The 24046-nt window shown below is 62.9% G+C and carries 22 protein-coding genes; 15 read left to right on the top strand and 7 right to left on the bottom strand.

What is annotated here, in order from left to right; genetic code table 11:
* The first annotated feature begins 217 nt into the window (after positions 1-217).
* Positions 218-1840, top strand: coding sequence for a ribosomal protection-like ABC-F family protein (abc-f, locus tag ACFHWW_RS06540; RefSeq protein ID WP_379937708.1), 1623 nt, complete (start codon positions 218-220; stop codon positions 1838-1840).
* A 187-nt stretch (positions 1841-2027) separates the two neighbouring features.
* Here the strand turns inward: abc-f and ACFHWW_RS06535 are convergent, their stop codons facing one another.
* Entirely contained in the window at positions 2028-2933 is a 906-nt protein-coding gene (locus ACFHWW_RS06535) for a LysR family transcriptional regulator (RefSeq protein ID WP_379937707.1), read from the bottom strand.
* A 101-nt stretch (positions 2934-3034) separates the two neighbouring features.
* Between ACFHWW_RS06535 and ACFHWW_RS06530 the strand changes: the two genes are divergently transcribed.
* The gene (locus tag ACFHWW_RS06530; RefSeq protein WP_379937706.1) at positions 3035-4024 is read left to right on the top strand and encodes a zinc-dependent alcohol dehydrogenase family protein; all 990 of its coding nucleotides are present in this window, start codon (positions 3035-3037) and stop codon (positions 4022-4024) included.
* Between the two features lie 48 nt (positions 4025-4072).
* On the opposite strand, the gene ACFHWW_RS06525 is transcribed toward ACFHWW_RS06530, so the two are convergent.
* On the bottom strand, positions 4073-4339 hold the full coding sequence (locus ACFHWW_RS06525; RefSeq protein WP_014528166.1) for a DUF2277 domain-containing protein: 267 nt from the start codon (positions 4337-4339) through the stop codon (positions 4073-4075).
* A 105-nt stretch (positions 4340-4444) separates the two neighbouring features.
* Positions 4445-5461, bottom strand: a complete 1017-nt coding sequence (locus ACFHWW_RS06520) for a LacI family DNA-binding transcriptional regulator (RefSeq protein ID WP_324764802.1) — start codon at positions 5459-5461, stop codon at positions 4445-4447.
* Positions 5462-5803: 342 nt separating this feature from the next.
* Here ACFHWW_RS06520 and ACFHWW_RS06515 point away from each other — a divergent pair, with 342 nt between their 5' ends.
* From ACFHWW_RS06515 to ACFHWW_RS06470, 10 genes are all read left to right on the top strand, one after another.
* The gene (locus ACFHWW_RS06515; protein ID WP_338280049.1) at positions 5804-6895 is read left to right on the top strand and encodes a Gfo/Idh/MocA family oxidoreductase; all 1092 of its coding nucleotides are present in this window, start codon (positions 5804-5806) and stop codon (positions 6893-6895) included.
* Between the two features lie 21 nt (positions 6896-6916).
* The gene (locus ACFHWW_RS06510; RefSeq protein WP_338280047.1) at positions 6917-7831 is read left to right on the top strand and encodes a sugar phosphate isomerase/epimerase; all 915 of its coding nucleotides are present in this window, start codon (positions 6917-6919) and stop codon (positions 7829-7831) included.
* A gap of 88 nt (positions 7832-7919) precedes the next feature.
* Complete coding sequence (locus ACFHWW_RS06505; RefSeq protein WP_338280045.1) at positions 7920-9101, top strand: aldose 1-epimerase family protein; 1182 nt, start codon at positions 7920-7922, stop codon at positions 9099-9101.
* On the top strand, positions 9098-9892 hold the full coding sequence (locus tag ACFHWW_RS06500) for an SDR family oxidoreductase (RefSeq protein ID WP_338280043.1): 795 nt from the start codon (positions 9098-9100) through the stop codon (positions 9890-9892). The genes ACFHWW_RS06505 and ACFHWW_RS06500 overlap by 4 nt, the downstream gene beginning before the upstream one ends.
* A 28-nt stretch (positions 9893-9920) precedes the next feature.
* The gene (locus tag ACFHWW_RS06495; RefSeq protein WP_338280040.1) at positions 9921-11114 is read left to right on the top strand and encodes a CoA transferase; all 1194 of its coding nucleotides are present in this window, start codon (positions 9921-9923) and stop codon (positions 11112-11114) included.
* A gap of 2 nt (positions 11115-11116) precedes the next feature.
* Positions 11117-12265 (top strand): carbohydrate ABC transporter substrate-binding protein, encoded by a 1149-nt coding sequence (locus tag ACFHWW_RS06490; RefSeq protein ID WP_379937704.1) that lies wholly within the window; start codon positions 11117-11119, stop codon positions 12263-12265.
* A gap of 4 nt (positions 12266-12269) precedes the next feature.
* Positions 12270-13040: an enoyl-CoA hydratase/isomerase family protein gene (locus ACFHWW_RS06485; RefSeq protein WP_338280036.1), complete on the top strand. Its 771-nt coding sequence runs from the start codon at positions 12270-12272 to the stop codon at positions 13038-13040.
* Positions 13040-14002, top strand: a complete 963-nt coding sequence (locus tag ACFHWW_RS06480) for an ABC transporter permease (RefSeq protein ID WP_338280035.1) — start codon at positions 13040-13042, stop codon at positions 14000-14002. The genes ACFHWW_RS06485 and ACFHWW_RS06480 overlap by 1 nt, the downstream gene beginning before the upstream one ends.
* A gap of 22 nt (positions 14003-14024) precedes the next feature.
* Positions 14025-14999: a sugar ABC transporter substrate-binding protein gene (locus ACFHWW_RS06475; RefSeq protein ID WP_338280032.1), complete on the top strand. Its 975-nt coding sequence runs from the start codon at positions 14025-14027 to the stop codon at positions 14997-14999.
* Positions 14986-16539, top strand: coding sequence for a sugar ABC transporter ATP-binding protein (locus ACFHWW_RS06470; protein ID WP_338280030.1), 1554 nt, complete (start codon positions 14986-14988; stop codon positions 16537-16539). Before ACFHWW_RS06475 ends, ACFHWW_RS06470 begins: the two co-directional genes overlap by 14 nt.
* Before the next feature lie 252 nt (positions 16540-16791).
* On the opposite strand, the gene ACFHWW_RS06465 is transcribed toward ACFHWW_RS06470, so the two are convergent.
* The 4 genes from ACFHWW_RS06465 to ACFHWW_RS06450 form a co-directional block, all read right to left on the bottom strand.
* Positions 16792-18039 carry an enolase C-terminal domain-like protein gene (locus tag ACFHWW_RS06465; RefSeq protein WP_338280027.1) on the bottom strand — a complete coding sequence of 416 codons (1248 nt, stop codon included), beginning with the start codon at positions 18037-18039 and terminating at the stop codon, positions 16792-16794.
* Positions 18040-18129: 90 nt separating this feature from the next.
* Entirely contained in the window at positions 18130-19326 is a 1197-nt protein-coding gene (locus ACFHWW_RS06460; RefSeq protein ID WP_379937703.1) for an AGE family epimerase/isomerase, read from the bottom strand.
* A 13-nt stretch (positions 19327-19339) separates the two neighbouring features.
* Entirely contained in the window at positions 19340-20125 is a 786-nt protein-coding gene (locus ACFHWW_RS06455; RefSeq protein WP_102762018.1) for an SDR family NAD(P)-dependent oxidoreductase, read from the bottom strand.
* A complete protein-coding gene (locus ACFHWW_RS06450) occupies positions 20125-21060 on the bottom strand; it encodes an SMP-30/gluconolactonase/LRE family protein (RefSeq protein WP_102762019.1) in 936 nt (311 codons plus the stop codon). Before ACFHWW_RS06450 ends, ACFHWW_RS06455 begins: the two co-directional genes overlap by 1 nt.
* A 208-nt stretch (positions 21061-21268) precedes the next feature.
* Between ACFHWW_RS06450 and ACFHWW_RS06445 the strand changes: the two genes are divergently transcribed.
* The 3 genes from ACFHWW_RS06445 to ACFHWW_RS06435 all read left to right on the top strand — a co-directional run bounded on the left by ACFHWW_RS06445 (position 21269) and on the right by ACFHWW_RS06435 (position 24017).
* Positions 21269-21958: a GntR family transcriptional regulator gene (locus ACFHWW_RS06445; RefSeq protein WP_102762020.1), complete on the top strand. Its 690-nt coding sequence runs from the start codon at positions 21269-21271 to the stop codon at positions 21956-21958.
* Positions 21959-22083: 125 nt separating this feature from the next.
* Complete coding sequence (locus tag ACFHWW_RS06440; RefSeq protein ID WP_018096518.1) at positions 22084-22818, top strand: FadR/GntR family transcriptional regulator; 735 nt, start codon at positions 22084-22086, stop codon at positions 22816-22818.
* A gap of 2 nt (positions 22819-22820) precedes the next feature.
* Complete coding sequence (locus ACFHWW_RS06435; protein WP_102762021.1) at positions 22821-24017, top strand: mandelate racemase/muconate lactonizing enzyme family protein; 1197 nt, start codon at positions 22821-22823, stop codon at positions 24015-24017.
* The last annotated feature ends 29 nt before the right edge of the window (positions 24018-24046 follow it).

Raw genomic sequence — 24046 nt, 5'->3', positions numbered from 1 at the left:
TTCGGCCTGATGGTCGGGTTGGGTCAGACCAGGTGGTCTAGACCTGTGGGTTGCTTACGCCAGCGAGGCGAGGGGAGGAGCGTGTACCATGCGTCCGCTGGTCGGTAGCCGCCGTGCGGGGCATAGCCTCGCCGAGAAGAAGATCCGTCCGGCCGGCGTGACAGCTACGCCAACCCGTGGCATAGGGGTGCCCGCAACCAGATAGGCCGTCCTCCGCATGATCCGCATCGAAAATATCAGCAAGTCCAACAGCCACCGCATACTCTACATCGAAGCTTCGGCAGCGTTGAACCGCGGCGAAAAGATCGGGCTCGTCGGGCCGAACGGAGCGGGAAAGACGACCCTTTTCCGGATGATCACCGGTCAGGAACTGCCCGACGAGGGGCAGGTCTCGGTCGAGAAGGGCATGACCATCGGCTATTTCGATCAGGATGTCGGCGAGATGGCCGGCCGGTCGGCCGTCGCCGAGGTGATGGAAGGGGCAGGCCCGGTCAGCGCCGTTGCGGCGGAACTGCGTGAGCTCGAGACGGCCATGTCTGATCCGGATCGCATGGATGAAATGGATGCGATCGTCGAGCGCTACGGCGAGGTGCAGGCGCGATACGAAGAGCTCGACGGCTATGCGCTCGAAGGACGTGCCCGCGAGGTTCTCGCCGGCCTCAGTTTCAGCCAGGAGATGATGGACGGCGACGTCGCCAAACTCTCGGGCGGCTGGAAGATGCGCGTGGCGCTCGCCCGCATCCTTCTGATGCGGCCGGACGTCATGCTGCTCGACGAACCGAGCAACCATCTCGATCTCGAAAGTCTGATCTGGCTGGAGGACTTCCTGAAAGGCTATGACGGCGCTCTCTTGATGACGTCGCACGACCGCGAGTTCATGAACCGGATCGTCACCAAGATCATCGAGATCGACGGCGGCACGCTGACGACTTATTCCGGCGATTATGGCTTCTATGAAGAGCAGCGTGCGTTGAACGCGAGACAGCAGCAAGCTCAGTTCGAGCGCCAGCAGGCAATGCTCGCCAAGGAGATCAAGTTCATCGAACGTTTCAAGGCCCGTGCCTCGCACGCCTCGCAGGTTCAGAGCCGGGTGAAGAAGCTTGAAAAGATCGACCGCGTCGAGCCGCCGCGTCGTCGCCAGACCGTCGCCTTCGAGTTCTTGCCGGCTCCGCGCTCCGGCGAAGACGTCGTCAACCTCAAGAGCGTCCACAAGACCTATGGCAGCCGGACGATATATGACGGCCTTGATTTCATGGTGCGCCGGCGTGAACGCTGGTGCATCATGGGCATCAACGGCGCCGGCAAATCGACATTGCTCAAGCTGGTCACCGGCACGACCAACCCGGACAAGGGCAGCGTCTCACTCGGCGCCAGCGTGAAGGTCGGCTATTTCGCCCAGCATTCCATGGATCTGCTCGAGGGCGAGAGCACCATTCTGCAATGGCTGGAGGACCGCTTCCCCAAAGCCGGGCAGGCGCCGCTCAGAGCGCTGGCCGGCTGTTTCGGCTTTTCCGGCGATGACGTCGAGAAGCGATGCCGGGTGCTCTCCGGCGGTGAGAAGGCGCGGCTTGTAATGGCCGCAATGCTGTTCGACCCGCCGAACTTCCTCGTTCTCGACGAGCCGACCAACCATCTCGACCTCGATACGAAGGAAATGCTGATCAAGGCGCTCTCGGCCTATCAGGGCACGATGCTGTTCGTTTCGCACGATCGCCGTTTCCTGTCGGCACTTTCCAATCGCGTGTTGGAACTCACGCCGGACGGGATCAATCAATACGGCGGTGGTTACAGCGAATATGTGGAGCGCACCGGGCAAGAGGCGCCGGGCCTGCGCGGGTGACGCGCCGCGCCTCCGCGGCCTGCGTCTCCGGTTGACGCCTGGCGCTACTCCGCCACGCGAAAGCGGCCCGTCTGCCTGGGCGGGATTGCAGACATTGAGAGCACACTTTCCTTTATCGAAAGCGCCCGCATGAAGAAGGTTGCTGCTGCCTGATCGTCCCTCGCCAAAGGGGTGTGGCGAGTAACTCTCATTTCAAGTTCATGAAACTCGGCAGTTGCGCCGCCAAGGCATCGACGGCAACGCGAACTTTGAGCGGCAGGTGCGGCGTCTGCAGCCATACTGCATGGCAATCATATTGAAACGGCGGCTGCTCCGGCAGAAGCCGGACGAGCGTGCCCGACTCGATCCGCCTCCGCACCAGCCAGAAGGGAAGCCATGCAAGCCCCAGCCCTCGTGCGGCGGCGTCAGCGATCGCATCGAGGTCGTCGAGACGGAACCGGTGGAGCGGGGTCACCTCCGATGAGGATTGTCCCGGCCCCGGGAAAAGCCAGGGCGGGACCGGCCCGGACCTGCGATATACGACTGCCGAGTGCTGCGCCAGATCCTCCGGCTTCTCCGGATAGCCATGCAACTCCAGATAAGAGGGCGAGGCGCACACGATCATCGGCTGGCGTGCCACACGACGGGCAATCAATCCCGCCCTGTCCTGCAAGACGCCCGTGCGGATAGAGAGATCATAGCCGTCTTCGGCAAGGTCGATGATGCGGTCGTTGAACGAAAGGTCAAGTTCCAGCGCCGGGTATTTTCGGGCGAGTTCCAGCAATACGGGAGTGACGCAGTGCCGGCCGAAATGGACCGGCATCGTCACACGCAGTTTGCCGCGGGGTTCGGAAAGCTGATCGGCCGCAAGCGCATCCGCTGCTTGCGCTTCGGCGAGCACCACCCGGCAGCGTTCGTAATAGACAAGACCGAACTCCGTCAGGCTCTGTCGCCGCGTGGTGCGGCTGATAAGCTGCGCGCCAAGCCGATCCTCCAACGATCGAACATGCTTTCCGACCATCGGCCCGGATAGTCCAAGAGCATCCGCTGCGGCGGCGAACGAGCCGAGATCGACCGCTTTGACGAATACAGCCATGCTGGTCAGGCGATCCATATTGAAAACTCCCCGTTTCTACTGTTCTGCCTTTCTCTCCATTTATCGGGTGAACCACTGCTGTCATAGCTCATTCAATACATTTGTTTTGGAGTCTTGCTATGGCGCGCGTCGTTCGTTTTCACGAGTTGGGTGGTCCGGAGGTGCTGAGGATCGAAGAGGTGCATGTGCCGGAGCCCGGGCCCCATGAGGTTCGCATTCGCGTCAGGGCGTTGGGCCTCAACCGGGCCGAGGCCTTGCTCCGCGCGGGCGCCTATATCGAAACGGCAGTATTTCCGTCCGGCCTCGGCCTTGAGGCAGCAGGCTTTGTGGAAACGGTCGGCCCGGGCGTTCAAGGGTTCGCTCCCGGCGATCCGGTCAGCCTGTTGCCGCCGAAATCGATGACCCGGTGGCCCGCCTATGGGGAACTTGCGGTATTTCCTGCCGCACTCCTCGTCAGGCATCCGCCATCGCTGAGCTTTGAAGAGGCGGCCGCTGTGTGGATGCAGTATCTCACCGCTTACGGCGGCCTCGTCGATATCGGAGGGCTTCGCAGGGGAGATTTCGTCGCCATTACCGCGGCATCGAGCAGTGTCGGGCTTGCCGCAATCCAGATCGCCAACAGGGTCGGCGCCATACCGGTAGCCGTCACCCGGACCTCCGCGAAGCGGCAACGCCTGTTGGAGGCCGGCGCGGCGCATGTCGTCGCCTCCCAGGAGGAGGACTTGCAAGCGCAGCTGAAAAGTGTTTCCGGACAGCGGGGAATACGTGTCGTGTTCGATCCCGTCGGCGGCCCGATCTTCGAACCGTTGACGGCCGCGATGGCACCGGGCGGCATACTTGTCGAGTATGGCGGGCTAAACCCGGAGAAGACCCCGTTCCCGCTGTTTGACGTGCTGAGCAAATCACTGACGCTGCGTGGTTACCTGGTCCATGAACTGCTCGCCGATCCGGAACGCCTGGAGTTCGCCAAGGAATTCGTTCTGGAAGGTCTGGAGGCGGGTGCCCTGAGACCCGTCATTGCCAGGACGTTCCCGTTCGATCAGATCGTCGAGGCACATCGTTTTCTGGAGTCCAACGAACAGTTCGGCAAAATCGTCGTGACCGTCTGACGAGGGACGCGACATCCGTGCCGGGCAAGCGAGCGGTCGATCATAGGCTCAAGCGAACCGCATCGCCGATCTCTCGCGCGCCTTTGCCGCTACTTCCTCACGATTGCGCGGAGGCTGCGAGGTCTCCAGCGCGTCCAGAAGTTCGCGGGCGCATGCCGCGATCGAATCGACCGCGCGCTCGAAGGCGGCTTCATTGCGTTTCGACGGTTTGGTCGTTCCACTCAGCTTGCGCACGAACTGCAGCGCCGCGTCACGGATTTCCTCATCCGTCGCCGGCGGGTCGAAATTGAACAGGGGTTTTATGTTTCGGCACATGATTTGCTCCCGGTCATCTCTCTCCCTGTCACCAAGGGAGGCTGCCCAGTTGAAGGTAGTCACGTGAGCGCGATTTGCAACCGGGTCGAGCCGGCCGCGCCGCCGTCAGGTCTCGGGTATATTTTCCCGGAAGATCACTTGCAGACGCGGCGGATGATAGTCGATCGGCTTGCCCCGCACGGCGCAGTCCAGCATCGAAAGCGCCTCGCGGGCTTCCACCCGCGGATTCTGGTCTATCACTGCGTCCATGACGCCACTAAGCAACAGCCTCTTGCTGTGCTCGGTCAGCTCGTGACCGACGAATATGATGCTTTCGGCCTTTCCGGCCTCGGCCAAGGCCTGGCCGATCCCTGAGTTACCGGCACCTATATTGTAGATGCCCGCCAGGTCCGGGTGACGCTTCAACAGTGCAGCGGCTTCCTCGAAGGCGCGCTCGCGGTCATCGCGGATCTCGCGCAACTCGACGATTTCGAGGGCGGGGAACTCGTCAGCGATGATGTGACGAAAGCCCATTTCCCGTTCCTCGTGGCCTCGGTAGGAGAGAGAGCCGGCGAACAGTGCGATCTTACCCTTCGTCTCTCGGCCGAGAAAACGTCCGAGCAGGTATCCTGCGAGTCTCCCGGCCGCGCGATTGTCGATGCCGATATAGCCGGTGCGCGGTACGTGCAGGATGTCGGATACGAGCGTTACGATCGGCACTCCCGAAGAGGCGAGTGAACGCATTGCCTCTCTGACCGTCGGATGGTCCAAGGCGATTACGCCCACCCCCATGGTCTCGCCCCTCAATTCCTGAAGGGTGCCGGCGAGCGTGTCCGGATTGAACCCTTCGATGGAGTGGACGCGCACGTCGAGATCAGGTCTCGCCGTGCCCTGGCTTTGCAATTGCCGGAGAAGGTTGGCGATGAAGGTATTGGTGCCTGCCGGCAGCACGAAGTCGAGGCGCACGCGCCCTTCCGCGGAGGCGTTGTGCGCGGCGAGGCCGAGGTAGCCCAGACGCCGGGCGGCATCCATGACGATTTCGCGCGTCCTGTGCTTGACGCCGCTGCGATTGTTAAGGACGCGATCGACGGTCGCGCTCGAAACGCCAGCCTCCCGGGCGATATCAGTCAGTGTGGATCGCAAAGCCGCCTCTTCGCTAAAAATGATGTGTTTTGATGTAATCCTTCCTGGCGAAGAAACAAGAGGGAGTGGGGTCGTCGCGACAATGAGGCAGGAGAAATGCCCGGTTTTCCACTGAAATATCGATCATGCCGCGGGCCCGCACAATGGAGCATCGAGGAGGTACATCATAAAGCCTAAAAAAATGATGTAAAAAGATTGATAATGATGTTGACTTTGATGCGTGTCGGAATGAGTATCCGCTCGAATTGGTGCCGGGGAAGAGTGGAACCGGACAAGTCGCCGGCCGCCATTTTGCCGCTACGGAAGTGCGGCGCCGCCGGCGAGGTGAATGGGAGGAGTTTCGTGAGCGCTGCCAATGGCTTCGTGCCTGACCCGCCGGTGCGGGTGAAAGAATACAAGATCGGCTGCATCGGAGCCGGCATGATCATGGCCGAATGTCATCTGGCCGCTTATCGGCAGGCGGGCTTTCCCGTCGCTGCGATCGCCTCACGCACGCAGCAACGGGCAGAGGCCGTCGCCGCCCGTTGGGAAATTCCGGCCGTTCATGCGACGCCTTCCGCTTTGATAGCCGACGCGAACGTCGAGATTCTCGACATTGCCTTTCCGCCGGACCAGCAGCCGGCGCTGATCCGCGAAGCACTTGCGCAGCCGCATATCAAGGCAATCCTCGCGCAGAAGCCATTGGCGCTCACGCTGGACGAAGCGAAGGCCTTGCGGGACGAGGCGGCAAGCGCCGGCAAGATACTCTCGGTCAACCAGAATATGCGCTATGACCAGTCTATGCGGGTTCTGAAGCAGATCCTCGACAGAGGCGAGCTGGGCACGGTCGTCATAGCGACCATCGAAATGCGGGCGATTCCGCACTGGCAAGGTTTCCTCGAGGAATACGACCGGCTGACCCTCGCCAATATGAGCGTGCATCACCTCGACGTGCTGCGTTTCCTGTTCGGCGAACCGGACGCGATCACGACGGTCACCCGGCCGGATCCACGCACCGAATTTGCCCATACCGACGGGATCACGGTCTCTACGCTCACCTTCCCCAACGGCGTTCTCGCCGTCTCCATGGAAGACGTCTGGTCCGGCCCGCGCGAGGAGGGGTTCGACAGCGACATCTACATCAAGTGGCGGGTCGAGGGCACGGAAGGCGTCGCGCAGGGCACGATCGGGTGGCCGGACGGCTCGCCCTCGACGCTTTCATACGCGTCGAAGAAGACGACGGACGGAAAGTGGGTCAGCCCGGAATGGGAGACCATGTGGTTCCCCCATGCCTTCATCGGGGTGATGGAACAGCTGCAATATGCGCTGAAATCCGGCGAAGCCCCGGCACTCTCCGTGGCCGACAACGTCAAAACCGTCGCTTTGGTGGAGGCGGGCTACCGCTCCATCGCCGAGGCACGCACGGTCAAGCTTTCCGAGATCTCGGTCGACTGATTGCAAGGGAGGAATTCAATCATGATGCAAACCGGCATTTTTACGGGCTATTTCCCCTACAGCCTGGAAGAGACGGCGAGAAAAATAAGAGCGCTCGACTTCAACACCGTTCAGCTCGACATGCATTTCAAGGATGTCGACCTGTCGGCAGGCCAGATCACGCGGGAGAAGTGCGTCCGGATCCGCGAGACCTTCCGCGATCACCATCTGCCGATCTCCTGCATCTCCGGCTACACCAACATCATCCATCCGGACAGGGCAGAGCGCGAGCGTCGCGTCGGTTACCTCAAGGAGATCATCCGCCACGCCCAGTATCTCGGCACGCCCTATGTCATCTCGGAAACCGGCACCTACAACACGGAGTCGGACTGGGTGCATCACCCGAGGAACAAGACCGAAGAAGGCTTCGAGGAGTGCCGCAAGGTCATCGCCGATCTTGCCCAGCACGCCTATGATCATGGTGCCGTCTTCCTCCTCGAAACCTACGTGAACAACGTCGTCGGCTCGGTCGAGGAGACCGTGAAGATGTTCGCCCAGGTGGATCACCCCGGTCTCGGTCTGCTGATGGATCCGACGAACTACTTCGAAGCGCACAACATCGGCCGCATGGACGAGATCCTGAACCAGGTCTTCGACACCCTGCAGGACCGGATCAAGATCGCCCATGCCAAGGACGTCAAGCGCTCGGGCGACGACAAGACGGAGAAGCATGCAGATATCGGTGATGAGGATGCGCTCGAAAGCCATACCTTCCGCGGCGTGGGCGAGATCGAGCTTCCGGCACCGGGCCTCGGCTCGCTGAACTACGATCTCTATCTCCAGCGGCTTTCGAAGAAGCATCCGAACATACCCGTCATTATCGAGCATCTCGACGAAAGCGATGTGCCGCGCGCCAAGAGGTTCCTCGACGGGAAGCTTCGGGCGCTCGGCCTCTAATCACCGGACCGGCCGGGCACCGGCTCGGCCGCGTCTACCAAAGGCATGAAAGGACTGCCCGAGCCGGGCATACGACAGGAACATCCACATGGTCGAACTCTACGGGAAGGCGATGTCGCGCCGCGACATCGCCGCCAGGGCCGGGTCTTTTTCGCAATTTGCCGGCGTGCGCCTGATGACGCTCGAAGACGGCGTCGAGCGCGGCATCCGCATGCTGGAATTCCGCAGCGGAACGGGATTGCGCTTCACCGTGCTCGTCGACCGCGCCCTCGATATCGCCGACTGCGAATTTCGCGGCATGGCGATCGGATGGAACTCCCCGGCCGGCTTCAAGCATCCCGGCCTGCATGAATATGAAGGCGAGGGCGGTCTTTCCTGGCTGCGCTCCTTCTCGGGACTCATGGTGACCTGCGGTCTCGATCATATCCTGTTCATGGCGGACGAGCCGGGCGACACCTATGTCTACGGCCCGCGCAGGACCATCAGCCATTCGCTGCATGGCCGGATCGGAACGATTCCTGCAAGGCTCACGGGCTATGGCGAGGAATGGAGGGGCGACGACTGCATCCTCTGGTGCGAGGGCGTCGTCACCCAGGGTACGGTGTTCGGAGAGCATCTCGACCTCGTGCGCCGCATCGAAATCAAGGCGGGCACCAACGAGATCAGGCTCACCGACCGGGTGGTCAATCGCGGCTTCTACCGCACCCCCCACATGTATTGTTACCACATCAATGTCGGTCATCCGGTCCTGGCGGAAAGTTCCCGCTACCTCGCGCCCATCAAGGAGGTCGTCTGGGCCGCTCATGCCGGCGCCGACTACGAGAAGCAGGGTGTCGGCTACCATACGCTGCCGGCTCCGCAGCTCAATTTCCACGAGCAGGTCTGGCAACACGAAATGGCCGCGGACGGCGAAGGCCGGGTTCCGGTTGCCCTCGTCAACGATGCGCTCGGCATCGGCTTCGAAGTCGTCACCCGCAAGGACCAGTTTCCCTGCATGTACGAATGGCAGAACCTGCAAGCCGGGCAGTATGCGCTCGGCATAGAGCCGTCAACCAATCACGTCCTCGGCCATGGTGCTGCGCGCGAGCGCGGCGAACTGATCTGGCTCGAGCATGGTGACGAACGGAGATATGACACCACCTTCCGGATCCTTCCCGATGCGGATGCGATAGCAGCCAGCGAAAGGCGGATCCGCAGCCTCGCCGAACAACCGGTCGACGCGTTTCCCCGGCCGACCGGCAATCACTTGCCCATCGGAGGACGGCGATGATTGCCCGACCTTTGCCCGCAGGGGAGGTCGTCCCCGGAATGTCGATCGCCGGCAAGGTCATCCTCTATACGGGTGCCGCCGGCGGCCTGGGAGCGGAGACGACACTGAGTTTTCTCCGTGCCGGCGCACGCGTCGTGGCCATCGACAACGACGAGGCAAAGACGCGCGCGCTCGTGGATGCTTCGGAAAGGGAAGGGCTCGGCGGTCTCACGGTGCGGGCGATCGACCTCGCCGACCTGAGCGGCCTGCGCGCCGCGCTCGACCAGGCTGCTGCCAAGGCGGGCGGCTTCGATGTGGTGATCAACAATGCCGCGATCTATCCGTCGAGGCCGTTCGAAGAGTATTCGATCGAGGATTTCCAGCGCGTGCAGCGGATCAATGTCGATGCCGGCATCGTCTGCGTCCAGGCGGCCTTGCCGCACATGCGCGAGCGGGGCTGGGGCCGGATCGTCAATATCGCCAGCGTCACCCTGTCCGGCGGGTGGGCCAATCTTGCCCCTTATGTGCAGTCCAAGGGCGCCCTCGTGGGGCTGACGCGCGCCTGGGCGCGCGAATTCGGTGGCTACGGCATCACCGTCAATGCCATCTCGCCGGGCGCGTTCCCGACGGATGCCGAAAAGATCCATCCGGATCCGGAAGGCTATACGCGTTTCGTGCTCGACCACCAGGCGGTCAAACGCCGTGGTCGCCCAGCCGACATCGCTGCCGCTCTCACCTTCCTGATCTCCGACTCTGCGGGCTTCATCACCGGCCAGACCCTGAACGTCGACGGCGGCTGGGTGATGCATTGACCGCTTGAATACATAAGGAACTGAACGAATGGGAATTCTCAGCGGATTTCGCGTCCTCGATTGCTCGATCGCCATGGCGGGTCCGTTTGCGGCACAGCGTCTCGGCGACCTCGGCGCCGACGTGATCAAGGTCGAGCCCGTGACGGGCGAGTGGCAGCGCCACGTCGCCGCGGGGGGAGCCGGAGGCAACAGGGTCAACGTCTCCTTCCTGTCGCTCAATCGCAACAAGCGCTCGCTCGCCGTCGACCTGAAGTCGCCGGAGGGCAAGAAGGTTCTTCTCGACCTTGTGAAGACGGCCGACATCTTCCTGCAGAACTACCGTCCGGGCGTCGCGAAACGTCTCGGCGTCGATTACGACACGCTCTCCCGCATCAATCCGCGCCTCGTCTATGTGTCGATGTCGGGATATGGCGAAGATGGACCCTATATCGATCGGCCCGGACAGGATCTCGTTCTCCAGGGCATGTCCGGCGCAATGCTTTCGGCGGGACGCGAAGGCGAGGCGCCGACGGCGGCGGGGCAATATCTGGTCGACGCCATCACCGCCTACAACGCATTCGAAGGCGCCCTTGCAGCTCTCTTTCACCGGGAGCGGACCGGCGAGGGACAACTCGTGCAGGTCAATATGCTGGATGCGATCACCACGATCCAGATGCAGGAGCTCTCTGTCTTCACGATCGGCCAGAAACCGCAGAAGCGCTCGGCCGAGCCGCACGCCCATGTCTACATCCGCGCACCCTACGGCGCATTCGCCACCAGCGATGGTTTCATCATCGTCGCGTTTCCCAAGCTCAAGACCTTGGGAGAGGTGATCGGCGAGGAAAGCTTCCTGACCATGGACGACGAAGTCGACACCTGGACCAGGCGGGACGAGATCTTCGCCAAGACACGCGAGAAGCTGAAGACGAAAAGCTCCGAGGAGTGGCTGGCACGGCTTCGTGCGGCAGACATCTGGTGCGGCCCGGTCTATGGCTATGCGGATCTCGTCGAGGACGCGCAGATCAGGCACAACGGTACCTTCGTCGAATATGACCATCCGACCGAAGGCCGCGTTAAGACGCCCGGGTTTCCGATCAGGTTCTCCAAGACCCCCTCGACGGTCGACCGCGGGGCGCCGGTCGTCGGTCAGCATACACGCGAGATATTACGGGACGCGGGCTATGACGAGGCTCGCATCGCCGCACTCGAAGCCGCCGGTGCCATTGCCGCCGAGGACGTCTGACGATGCAACGGCTGAAGGCTCTGACATGGGATCATCCACGCGGCTATAACGCGCTTGCGGCTGCCGCCGCGCGCCCTGAACTTGCAGAATGGGGGCTCGCCATAGATTGGGAGAAGCAGCCGCTCGAAGGCTTCGAATCCCATCCGATCGCCGATCTTTGCGCGCGCTACGATCTTGTGGTTCTCGATCATCCGCATGTCGGGGAAGCTCTGGCCGGAAATTGCCTGCGGTCTCTCGAGGACGTATTCGGCGATTCGACCGTCCAGGCGCTCGAGGCGGAGAGCATCGGTCCCTCCTTGCGGAGCTATCGCTTCGGCGGCGCTCATTGGGCGCTGCCGCTCGATGCGGCCACGCAGGTGATGGCGGCGCGGGCCGATCTTCTCGAGGCACCGGTGCCCGAGCTTTGGGACGAGGTCGTGGCGCTCTCCCGGACCACCGGCAAGGTGGCGCTGTCGCTCGCGGGTCCGCACGCGGCGCTCTCGTTCCTGTCGATAGCCGCGGCCTTCGGCGACCCTCCGGCAGAGACGGATCCGGAGGTCCTCGTCTCCCGGCACGTCGGGCGCCCGGTTTACGAACTGATGCGCGATCTCGCAAACCGCAGTCCGCGGTCTGTGCGCGACCGGAACCCGATCGGGATACTCGATCACATGGCGTCGAACGACGACGTCGTGCTCTGCCCGCTGGTCTACGGTTACGTGAACTACGCCGCGCCGCAGACGGGGCATCAGGTCGCCTTCCACGACGCGCCGCGCCGCATCCCCGGCGGGCGGCCGGGTTCGACGCTCGGCGGTACGGGAATCGGCATCTCGCGGCGCTGCGAAATCACGCCGGCTTTCAAGCGACACCTGCTGTGGCTGATGAGCCGCGAGGCCCAGGTCGATTTCATCCCCGTCCATGACGGCCAGCCGTCTCGGTGCGAGGCCTGGCATGATCCACGCGTCAACGCCCGCTGGGGCGGATTCTATGAAAACACGGCCGATACGCTCGAGCAGGCCTATGTGCGCCCGCGTCACGACGGCTACATCGCCTTCCAGGGCAAGGCCTCGGCGCTTCTGCGGCAGGCCTTCGAGGACAAGGCGCCGGCCGACGGCGTGCTCGAAAGCTTGCAGGCCCTCTATGCAAGCCATCGCAAAGCCGGTGGCGAAAGGTAGGTAAATGACCGACGACGTTCTTTATGCCGTGGACGGTGCAATCGCCACGATCACCCTCAACCGGCCCCAGAAGCTCAATGCCGTGACGCCGGAAATGGCCGATGCGATCGTCGAGGCCGTGAAGGAAAGCAACGACAGCGACCGCATTCGCTGCGTCATCCTTACCGGCGCCGGTGATCGCGCCTTCTGCGCCGGCTCCGATATCCGCGAGCTCGACACCTACCGGACGCCCTGGCAGTTCCGCAATCGGCCGGACTATTGCGATGCGTTCCGCGCCCTGCTCAAGCCGACGATTTGCGCGGTGAACGGCTATGCCTTCGGTGGCGGCCTGGAAACGGCCATGTCCTGCGACATCAGGATCGCTTCGGAAAACGCGCAGTTCGCGGCACCGGAGATCAAGCTCGGATGGATCGGCGGCGGCGGCATGGCGGCACATCTGATGCATTCCATCGGCGCCTCGAATGCCGCGCTCATGCTGATGACGGGCGACCCGATACCGGCGGGCAAGGCGCTGGCCTGGGGGCTGGTCAGCGAGGTCGTTCCCCAGACCGACCTGTTGGAACGTGCCCGCGCGATCGCCGAAATCATCGCCTCGCGGGCACCGATCGCGGCGGAAACGGCGAAGGCCAACCTCAAGGCGGCGGTTTCGATGCCGCTCGACAAGGCTATCGAATACGAACGCGATCTGCAGACGATCTGTTTTGCGACCGCGGACGCGGCCGAGGGCCGGGCGGCCTTCAAGGAGAAGCGCGCCCCCAATTTCGAAAGGCGGTGATGACGATGCAGTCAGCATTGACCTTCGCACGAGGACTGGGCCGGCATCGCGAAGCATCGGTGCTTGCCATGCTCGCCGTCGTGGCGCTCTATCTGACATTCGCCAGCGATTATTTCCTGGAGCCGCGCAACCTGCTGAACGTCGGCCGCCAGGCCTCGGTCGTGGCGATCGTCGCCTTGGGGCAGGCCCTGGTCATCATCGCCCGCGGCATCGATCTTTCCGTGGGTTCGGTCATCGGTCTGTCCGCTGTCGTCGCAGCCGTGCTGATGCGCGACACCGGCAGCGAGACCGTCGGCCTCGTCGGCGGCCTTCTGACCGGACTCGCCTGCGGTCTTGCCAACGGACTTCTCTACACGCGGCTGAAAATCAATCCTTTCATCGCCACGCTCGGCACGCTCTCGATCGCGCGCGGGATCGCGCTCCTCATGACCGGCGGCATCCCTGTATCGTTTGGCGGCTTTGCCGAGTTCGTCGGTGCGGGGCGCATCTTCGACATACCCGTGTCCTTCCTGCTGATGATCGTGCTCGCCGCGATCGTCCATGTATTCGCGAGCCGGACCGTCACAGGCCGGGAGATCTATGCGATCGGCGACAATCCCAAGGCCTCCCGTCTTGCCGGCGTGAACCTGCGCTCGACCCGGCTGTTCGTCTTCGCGCTGTGCGGCCTGCTGGCAGGGCTCGGCGGGCTCATCCTCGCGGGCAACCTGGCAAGCGCTGACCCGAATCTCGGCATGGGATACGAGCTGGACGTCATCGCCGCCGTGATCCTCGGCGGCACCGCATTGAGCGGCGGCCGCGGTTCGATCCTCGGTGTCGTGATCGGCGCCTTGCTCATGGCGCTGCTCAACAACGCTTTTGTGCTCCTCGGCATCTCTGCCTACTGGCAGGTCGTCACCAAGGGGCTCGTCATCATCTTCGCCGTCGGGCTGGACGGGCTGCAGCGCGGCGGCGACGACGACTGATCATTTATCGGAGGAGACAAGCATGTTGCTCAAGAGACTTAAAACCATGGCCTTTGCCGCTGCGGCCGTTGCGGCGGTCACATTGCCTTCGCTGGCGGGCGAAGCACCGCAGGGCGGCACCGTCGCCGCGGTGGAAAACACCAAGGGGCCGGTGAGGATCGCGTTCCTGTCGTTTCAGAACAATCCGTTCTGGACCCCGGTCACGGAAGGGGCGAGGGCGGCGAACGACTATCTGTCGAAATACGACGCCAAGGTCGATTTCGTCGATCTCGGGGACGACCTCTCCGCCGAGGCGGTCGTCGCCGGCATCGAGGGCGCACTCGCCAAGAAATATGACGGCATCGTCGTGGTGCCGATCTTCGACGGCACGGCGCGCATTATCAACGAAGCCACGGAAGAGGGCGTGCCGGTCTTCAACATCATTGCGGAAGGTGCGACGGAATCGCAGCGCCTTGCCTTCATCGGCCAGGATGCGACCTCGGCCGGCAAGCAGATCGGCGAATTCATCGCCAAGAAGATGAACGGAAAGGGCAAGCTCGGCGTCATCACCGGCTATTTCGGCGCCACCCAGCACACGCAGCGCATGAACGGCGCGCTGGAATATCTGAAGGCGAACTCCCCGGACATTCAGATCGTCGGTCCTTTCGAGAACAAGGACAAGGCGGAGTCGGCCTATTCGCTCGTCCAGGACATGATGACCGCCAATCCGGATCTCTCGATGGTCTACGTGACCGCCGGCGGGCCGTTCGGTGCGGCAAAGGCCGTCAAGGATCTCAACCTGACCGGCAAGGTCGGCGTCGTCGGCTTCGACCATACGCCCGACAATATCCAGTACCTGAAAACCGGTGAGATGGTCGGCCTGCTCGACCAGGCGCCCTACCAGCAGGCGCTCGATTCGAGCGTTATGCTCTACAACTATATCGTCGCCGGCCAGGAGCCGCCCGCAAAGGTCATCCCGGTGACCGGAAAGCTGCTGACGCCCGATGACGCCAAGTAACAGCCCACGCGCGGCGGCTGCGCCCGGCGCAGAAGCCGCGCGCGCCGTCTCCGTGCCGCTCCTTCGCGCGCGCCGGATTGCCAAGAGTTTCTCGGGCAATTCCGTACTTCACTCGGTCGACCTCGACCTGAAGGCGGGTGAGATCGTGGGCCTGCTCGGTGAAAACGGCGCCGGCAAATCGACGCTGATGCATATTCTGTCCGGCGGCCTTCAGGCCGACGGTGGCACGATCGAAATGGACGGCCTGTCGGTCCGTTTCGGCTCAGTGTCGGAAGGCATCGAAGCGGGCGTCAGCTTCGTTCATCAGGAACTGTCTGTCGTCGGCGCGCTGAGCGTCGCCGAGAACCTGCATCTCGGTCGGATGCCGCGGACCGGTATGGGCCTCGTCGATATCGACTTGATGCAGCACGCGTCCCGTGCCCTGCTTCAAAGGGTCGGCGCCGGTCACATCCAGCCGGACCGGGAAGCAGGGACCCTGCGGGCGGGTGAACAGCAGCTGGTCGAGATCGCCAAGGCGGCGGCAAGAAAGCCACGGTTGCTGATCCTCGACGAGCCGACGTCATCCCTGACGCCGCACGAGGTCACCGGGTTCTTCTCCTATGTCCGCGAGGCGCGAGAGGCAGGAGCGGCCATCATCTTCATCACGCATCGCCTCGAGGAGGCGATGGCCCTTTGCGACCGGGTCGTCGTGCTGCGGAACGGGGCGATCGTCAGCGAGCGACGCCCCGGCGAAACGAGCCGCGAACAGCTGATCAAGGACATGACGGGGAAGCCCGCCATCTACCAGTACAGGCAGCGTTCCCTTGCAAGCGGGACGCCTGCGCTGTCGGTCGCGGGATTGTCGGACGATCGTCTGCTGGACGACATCAGCCTCGACATTCGCAAAGGCGAAATCTTCGGCCTGTTCGGTCTCGTCGGTGCCGGCCGCACCGAGCTGCTGGAGCTTATACACGGGGTGCACCGGCCAAAGGCCGGCGACATCTCGCTGTTCGGAGAAAAGGTGGCCTTCGCCGACCCGAGCGAGGCGGTGAAGGCGGGGATTGCGCTCGTGCCGGAAGGCCGCAAGACGGCAGGCATCCTGCCGCAGCATTCGGTGCGCGACAATGCCGCGATCAGCAGCCTGCGCCGTTTTTCGAAGGGCCTGTTCTCCGATCGGGCAGGAGAGGCCGGGCGTATGGCGTTCTATCGCGAAACGCTCGGCATTCGCATGGTTCGCGACACGCAACCGATCTCGACGCTTTCGGGCGGCAATCAGCAGAAGGCGATCTTCGCCCGCGCCCTCATGGCCGAACCGCGATTGTTGCTCCTGGACGAGCCCACGCACGGAGTGGATGTCGGCGCGAAGTCCGAGCTCTACGACATCGTCGCCCGGGAAACGGAAAAGGGGCTGACCGTCCTCATCGCTTCGTCGGAGGTCCCGGAGATCCTGGCGCTGTGTGATCGCGTCGCCGTTCTCTCCAAGGGACGGCTCGCCGGCGTCGTCGACCGAGCCGACATGACGGAAGACCGAATTTTGACCATGGCATTCATGGAGCACTGAACAGTGGGTATCGGCTTTTGCGCTGCCCCAGGTCCGAGTTTTAAAGCCTGAGCCTTCGGCCAATATCCGGCTGCTCTCGCAGATATGCCACCTTTCAGAGTTGGAACAGTTTCCAGCTCCAAGCGGTCGGCCGTCAGGTGAGACACATCGCAATTCTCTTCCGTTTGCCCCGGTTACTAGAATGACGACGATCAGGTCTCGGCAGGATGGGTTCCATTTCGGTGAGGTTGCGAATAGGTCCCGGGTGCAGCCTCAGTAATCGACGGCGCGATCGTCGTTGGGATCCGCCCATCGGGTGTTCGGGACGACGGAAAACCAGCCGGGGCGGGAGGGATCCCGGTCGTAGGGATAGCCGCCGAGCGTCTTATGGAGGTCGGCGTACTGCCCGAGCTTGTCGCGATCGAGCTCGACTCCGAGACCGGGCGCCGTCGGTACCTTGATGGCACCGTTCTCGTAGCGCATCGGACCGCCGACGATGATATCGTCGGTCAGCTGGTGATAATGCGCATCCGCGTGGAAGACGAGGTTCGGGAGAACCGCGCCGAGATGCAGCATCGTCGCGAGCTGAATGCCGAGTTCGCCCGATGAATGAACCGCGATGCCAAGCTGGAAGGTCTCGCAGACACCCGCCGCCTTCACGCAGGGGCGAATGCCGCCCCAGAACGTGGTGTCGAGCAGGATCACGTCCACGGCGGGATTGAGGATGTTGGCGGCGAGCTGCTCGAAATTCACCACGACGGTATTGGTGGCGAGCGGCATGGTCGTGTTCTCACGGACGCGCCGCATGCCGTTCAATCCCCAGGTGGGGTCCTCGTAGTAATCGTTGTTGAGATCCTCGATGCCCTTGGCGAAGCGGATCGCCTCCTCGACGCTGAACGCCGCGTTCGGGTCGTAGCGGACGCTGTCGGGACCGAGGGCCTTCGCCCATGCGCGAAAGACCTCCAGCTCGTAATCCGGCGCGAAGACGCCGCTCTTCAGCTTGTGCGAGGTGAATCCGCATTTCTTTTTCAGCGCCAGCGTCTGCTCGATGAGCTGATCGGCCGTGCGCGTCTCGCCCTCGCCGGTGTCCTTGTTGGGAAGGCGGAAAAACATGTAGCTGGCAAAAGGAACCGCATCGCGCATCTTGCCGCCGAGGAGATCGCAGACCGGCACGCCGAGAAATTTGCCCATGATGTCGAGACATGCGAACTCGATGGCGGCATGCATCTGGGTGCGGTTGTTGTAGAGGCTGGCGGTCGGATTGCAGATCATGAAGCGGAGATTTTCCAGCTCGAAGGGATCGTGGCCGACGAGATAGGGCTTCAACGCCCGGAACGCTGCCTCGGCGCTCTCCCCGCCTCCGCCCATTTCGCCGAGACCGACGATGCCAACATCGGTTTCCACCTCGACGATCGTACGGACGAACCGCCCCCAATGTGCACCATTGGAATGACGCAGCGGCGCCTCCAGCGGAACGGTGACGGTGGTCGCGCGGATATCGGTGATCCTGGGTCGCTTCATGGGAGGCTCCAATGCAGGCTGTCGGGTGCGAAGGTTAGGGTGCGGGGCGCCGGCCGTGTCCGTCGGCGCTGGCCGAAAAAGGTCGCCCTGCTATTGCGCCTCCCCCAGCACGCGCAGGATTTCATAGCAGGCACCGAATGGATGGTAGTCGGTCTTGCCTGGAGGGCTCTTGATGTCGCTCTGCTTCACGCCGTCGGGCGAGAGAATGCGGAACCAGCAGCCATTTTCGTGATCGATCAGGTGCCGCCAGCTGTAGCGCCAGAGCCTGTCGTAATCCTGCCAGTAGCGCTCCCGTCCGGTGCGTGCGGCGAGCGCGGCCGCGGCGGCAATCGTTTCGCAATGGACCCAATGATATTTGTCGAGGTCGTAGAGCTTGCCGTCGGGGCCGTAGCTGTAATGCATGCCGCCGAATTCGAGATCGGCGCTCTTTGCCAAGGCCGTCTCGTAGAGAAGGATGGCTTTCGGCAGGATCCAGTCCTGCGGGCGATAGCGCTCGAGGATCAGGAGCAGCTTGGTCCATTCCGTCATGTGGCCCGGCTGGTAGCCGTAGGGCCGGAAGAGGTGCTTCGGATCGTCCTCGTTGTAATTCCAGTCGATCGACCAGTCCTCGCGATAGTGCTCCCAGACCACGTCCTGAGCGTTGGCGGCAAGCTCGACGCAGATGCGCCGGGCGAGGGTTTCGGCGCGGTCCAGGTAACGGATCTCGCCGGTCGCCTCATAGGCGGCCAGCATCGCCTCGGTCATGTGCATGTTGGCGTTCTGTCCCCGATAGGGCGAAGTCGCCCCCCAGTCGCGGCTGATTTCGTCCTTGTAGAGTTCGCGGTCCGGCTCCCAGAAGCGGCTTTCAAGAAGTTCCCAGGTCTGCGAAACCCGGGCGTCCATACCGGGAATTCCGGCCTTCATGGCTGTCGCATAAGCGAGCAAGACGAAGGCGTGGCCGTAGCAATGCTTCGTCGCATCCACCGCATCGCGGCCGCGCATCAGCCAGAAATAGCCGCCATGCTTCGGATCGCGGTGAACCTCGTCGAGATATCTTACGCCATGGGCGGCCGCTTCCGCGAAGTCCGGGCGCTCGAAGAGCACCGCGGCGGTGGCATAGTTGAAGATGAAGCGCGTGGTGGAGACGAGATGCTGGGTCTTCCGGTCGGTGATGAAACCGTCGTCGCGGTATTCGTTGTAATAGCCTCCGTCTTCCTCGTTGAGGCAGATCGGATGGTAGAAATCCATGATCTCGCGCATATGGGCGCGCAGGAAGTCTTTCGAGCGGAAATCGGGAAGCGGTTTCATGACGGACCTCCGGTCAATCTGGAATGACGATGCCGAGCTTGGAAAGAACGCCGCCGTCGATCTTGATGTCGGCGCCCGTGATGAAGCGGGCCTTATCGCCGGCAAGAAAGGCAACCAGTTCGGCAATTTCGGAAGGCTTGCCGACGCGGCCCAGCGGATGTCCTCTTCCCCAAGCTTCCAGGGTCGCCTCGGCGGTGCCTTCGCCTTTCCACAGATCGGCGGCCCAGCGCAACATCGGGGTATCGACAGAGGCGGGGCAGACGGCATTGACAGTAATATTGTCCCCGGCGTGATCCAGCGCCATGGCGCGCACGAGTGCGTTGATCGCGCCTTTGCTCGCCGTATAGGCGGCGACGCCCGCCTGCGAAGCATAGGCCTGCACGGAAGAGATGGCGACGATCGCGCCGCCGCCGCGCTTGCGCATTTCGGGAATGGCGAATTTGGAGGCGAGGAAGATGCCCTTCAGATTGATGTCGAGAACGTCGTCCCAGACTTCATCCGGTGTGTCGACCACGGTGCCGTAGCGCTGGATGCCGGCGCAGCAGGCAAGAATATCGACGCCCCCATGGCGCGATACCGCGGTCTGAACCGCCGCTTCCATGTCGTCCTTGGAGCGGACGTCGCCGACGAACCCGGCGGCATTGTCCCCGATGGAAGCAACGGCCTCGTCGACCGAAGCCTTGTCGTTTGCCACGATCGTCACCTTGCCGCCGCCGGCAGCAAAGCGATGGGCACAGGCGAGACCCATGCCGAGGCTGCCGCCGGTGACGACGATGCTCTTGCCGTTGAAATCGCTCATCACGCTGTCTCCGTAACAGAGGGGAACTTGTCGGACGCCGGCCCGAATTTTGGCTCTTCGACGCCGTGCCCCACGCCCTCGACCGCGAAGAGCCCGCCCTCCAGCGGATGCGTATCGAGATGATCGTTCGTCATGGTGAAACGCGCCGAGGTCACATAGAGGGTGGAAAGATCCGTGCCGCCGAATGTGCAGCTCGTCGGCCAGCTTGCCGGCAGCTCGATCAGTTGGACGAGACGGCCGGTTCCGTCGAAGCCCGCGACGGCTGCGCCTCCCGCCACCCGGCAGTTCCAGAGCCGGTCGTCCGCATCGAGGCAGGAGCCGTCCGGCAGGCCGCGGGCGAAGCCGGCCACGACGGTGCGCCGGTTGTCGATTCTCCCGGCGGCAAGATCGCAATCGAACACGTAGATCTCGTTGGCGAGCGTGTCGGCGAAGAAGAAGCGGTTGTCCCGCGTCCAGCCCATGGTGTTGGTGATGCCGTATTCGTTGGGCGTGAGCTGCGACACGTGACCGGCGGGATCGATGCGGTAGACCGCGCCCGATTGCCGGTCCAGGGCCTTCGGTGAGCCGCTTGCGTCAAGATTGCTCTGCATCGTCGCGACCCAGAAGGAGCCGTCCGGTGCGACCCGACCCTCGTTGAGGCGATTTTCCGGCAGATCCGGCTCCGGCACGGCAAACGCCTCGAAAGGCCCGCCAGGCGTCCATAGGCAGACGTTGCGGCTGAGGCCGACGATGAACCCGCCATCCGCCCGCATGCCGATCGACGTCACGAAGTCCGGCGTCGGCCATGTGTCATGACGGCCGTTTTCGGGTTCGAGCCGATGGATGCGTTTGCCGACGATATCGACCCAGTAAAGCGCCTTCTCGTCCCCGGACCAGAGAATGCTCTCGCCGACGATGTCCTTCGCATCGAGGAGCAGGGAAACCGTGGCACTCATGGCCGCGCCATGAATCCGGTATGCAACGCTGCGGGACGTCGCCGCTTGCGGTTGGTCATTGGTGTCCTCCCAAACCCGTTTGCATTCTTGTATGCAAGATTTCAGAAAGCGTCAAGGAGCTTCAATGGCGAGTAGCAAACGAAACGTTGTGCGGGTAATCTGCTCGCGATGAACAATTGCATGCAAAAATACATAGGACTTTCAATTTATGACGCGTGACATAAAAATCTCGGCCGCGGAGCATTGCTACCGCACACTTTCGCGCAAGATCATCGGGCTCGAACTGAAGCCGAACGAACCGATCGGCGAGCATGCGCTGGCCGGGCTGCTGGGGGTCAGCCGCACGCCCGTGCGCGAGGCCCTTTCGCGGCTGAGTGCGGAAGGACTTGTCGACCTCCGGTCCCGGGCAGGCGTCGTGGTGGCGCCGATCCGCATGGACGCGGTCAGGACCGCCCAGTTCGTTCGCGAACAGCTGGAGCTGGCGATCGTTGCCGAAGCGGCGCAGCAATCGAACCGCCGCGTCCTGCTCGGCATACGGCAGGCCATCGAGGAGCAGGAGCTTGCTGTCCTCGAGGACAACCCCGACCTGTTTTTCGAGTGCGACGAACGCATGCACGCGCTTTACTGCAGCCTCGCGGGCCGCGACGGAGTCTGGGCCTTCATCTCGGATGCCAAGAAGCATATGGACCGGGTCCGCCGTCTGTCGATACAGGCGGGGCAACTCGACCAGCTGGTCGAGGATCACCGGCGCGTTCTCGAGGCTGTGAGCGAAGGGGACGCGACCAGCGCGCAGGAGATCATGCGGCTGCATCTGCGGCGCGCGATGGTCGATCTGGGCGAGCTTGCTCAGCGGTTTTCGGCGTATTTCGCGTCGGATACGGGAGGCGATGCCCGTTAGGCCGCTTCTGTCGAGCGGTTACTTCCGTGCCTTCCAAACAGATTTTGCAATTCGGCGTTGACAACAGCCGAAGGCAAATCTATTCACAGGTCATCGCAAACCTATCTGATAGGTAGGAGGTTAACTTGATAGAGCTCAAGGCGGAGGAAGAGTCCTCATCCGGACGGTCCGGCGCGGATGGACTGCTCGGCGGCGTCATGACTGCCGTGAAGGTTCACATTCGCGAGAACGGTCTTCAGGTCGGCGATTCGTTGCCGAGCGAGGGAGCCTTTGCAGAAAAGCTGGGCGTATCCCGCAGCGTCGTGCGCGAGGCCTATCGTTCGCTCGCCGCGCTGACGCTGATCGACATCGGTAATGGCCGGCGTCCGCGGGTGGCCGCGCCCAAGGCGGACGTGCTCGCCCTGGTGACCGACCATGCCGTGCATACCGACCAGGTGACGATCCAGCAGATTTTCGATGTCCGCCGGACTGTCGAGCGCCGCACCGTCGTGCTGGCAGCCATGCGCCGCACCGACAAGGAGGCCGCCGAAATCGTCGCGCTTGCCGAAGCGATGCAGCGGGATTTCGACCAGCCGGTCAGGGTCATGGAACATGATATCGCCTTTCACGAAGCGATCGGCACGGCGTCCCGCAACCCGATGTTCGCGCTGATCGTCGGCTCCTTCCATGTCGTGACGCGCCATACCTGGCCCATCGGCTGGGCGAGCCGCGCCAGCAATGAGACGCGGCAGGAAAGTATCGACGGCCACATGACCATCGCGCAGGCCATCGCCAACGGCGACCCGGCGAAAGGCGAGGAGGCGATGGTCGAGCATTTCGATCTGACGGTAAAGGCGCTTTTGGCGGCAGGAGTTTATTGAGCATGAAGATCACGGAATTAGAAACGGTCCGCGTCCGCGACTTTCCCAATATTCTGTGGGTCCGCATCCACACGGACGAGGGGCTTGTCGGACTTGGCGAGACCTTCTTCATGGCGCAGACCGTGGAAACCTACATTCACGAGGTGGTGGCCCCGAAACTCGTCGGGCGCGACCCGCTGGAGATCGACCGCATCTCGAAGGATCTGACAGGCTATCTCGGCTTCCGCTCGACCGGGGCGGAGATGCGCGGCAATTCGGCGGTGGATATCGGGCTCTGGGACCTTTTCGGCAAGGCGACGAACCTGCCGATCGCCCAGCTTCTCGGCGGCTTCTCGCGGCGCGAGATCCGCACCTACAACACCTGCGCCGGCAACACCTATATGCGCGACGCGAAGGGCCAGCAGACGGCAAACTACGGCATCGGCGGCCCGCGGCGCGACTATGACGACCTGAACGGATTTCTGGAACGGGCGGACGAACTCGCCGAGGATCTCCTGTCGGAGGGCATTACTGCCATGAAGATCTGGCCGTTCGATATCGCGGCGGAGAAAAGCGGCGGCCAGTATATTTCCGGGCCGGACCTGCGCAAGGCGCTGGAGCCCTTCGAGAAGATCCGCAAGCGCGTCGGCGACCGCATCGACATCATGGTCGAGTTCCACTCCATGTGGCAGTTGACGCCCGCCATCCAGATCGCCCGGGCACTCGAGCCCTATGCCACCTTCTGGCATGAAGACCCGATCAAGATGGACTCGCTCTCCAGTCTGAAGCGCTACGCGGCGGCAAGCCGCGCGCCGCTCTGCGCGTCGGAAACGCTCGCGACCCGATGGGCCTTCCGCGATCTCATGGAAACGGATGCGGCCGGGGTCGTCATGCTCGACCTCTCCTGGTGCGGCGGGATTTCCGAGGCAAAGAAGATCGCCACCATGGCGGAAGCCTGGCACCTTCCGGTCGCGCCGCATGATTGCACCGGCCCTGTGGTGCTCGCAGCCTCGACGCATCTGTCGCTGAATGCTCCGAATGCGCTCGTCCAGGAAAGCGTGCGTGCCTATTACAAGACCTGGTATGCCGATCTTACGACGCAGCTGCCCACTGTGACGAACGGCATGATTACCATTCCGCCGGGGGCAGGGCACGGGGTCGACCTCGCTCCCGATCTCGACCGGAAATTCGAAGTGTCGCGGCGCAGTTCGAAGGATTGAAGTTCGACCAGCTTGTATGGTAGTAGGCC

Source organism: Sinorhizobium sp. P24N7, from assembly GCF_042436655.1.
GTDB classification, from domain to species: domain Bacteria; phylum Pseudomonadota; class Alphaproteobacteria; order Rhizobiales; family Rhizobiaceae; genus Sinorhizobium; species Sinorhizobium meliloti_A.
This window is presented reverse-complemented; position numbering and strand designations above follow the sequence as displayed.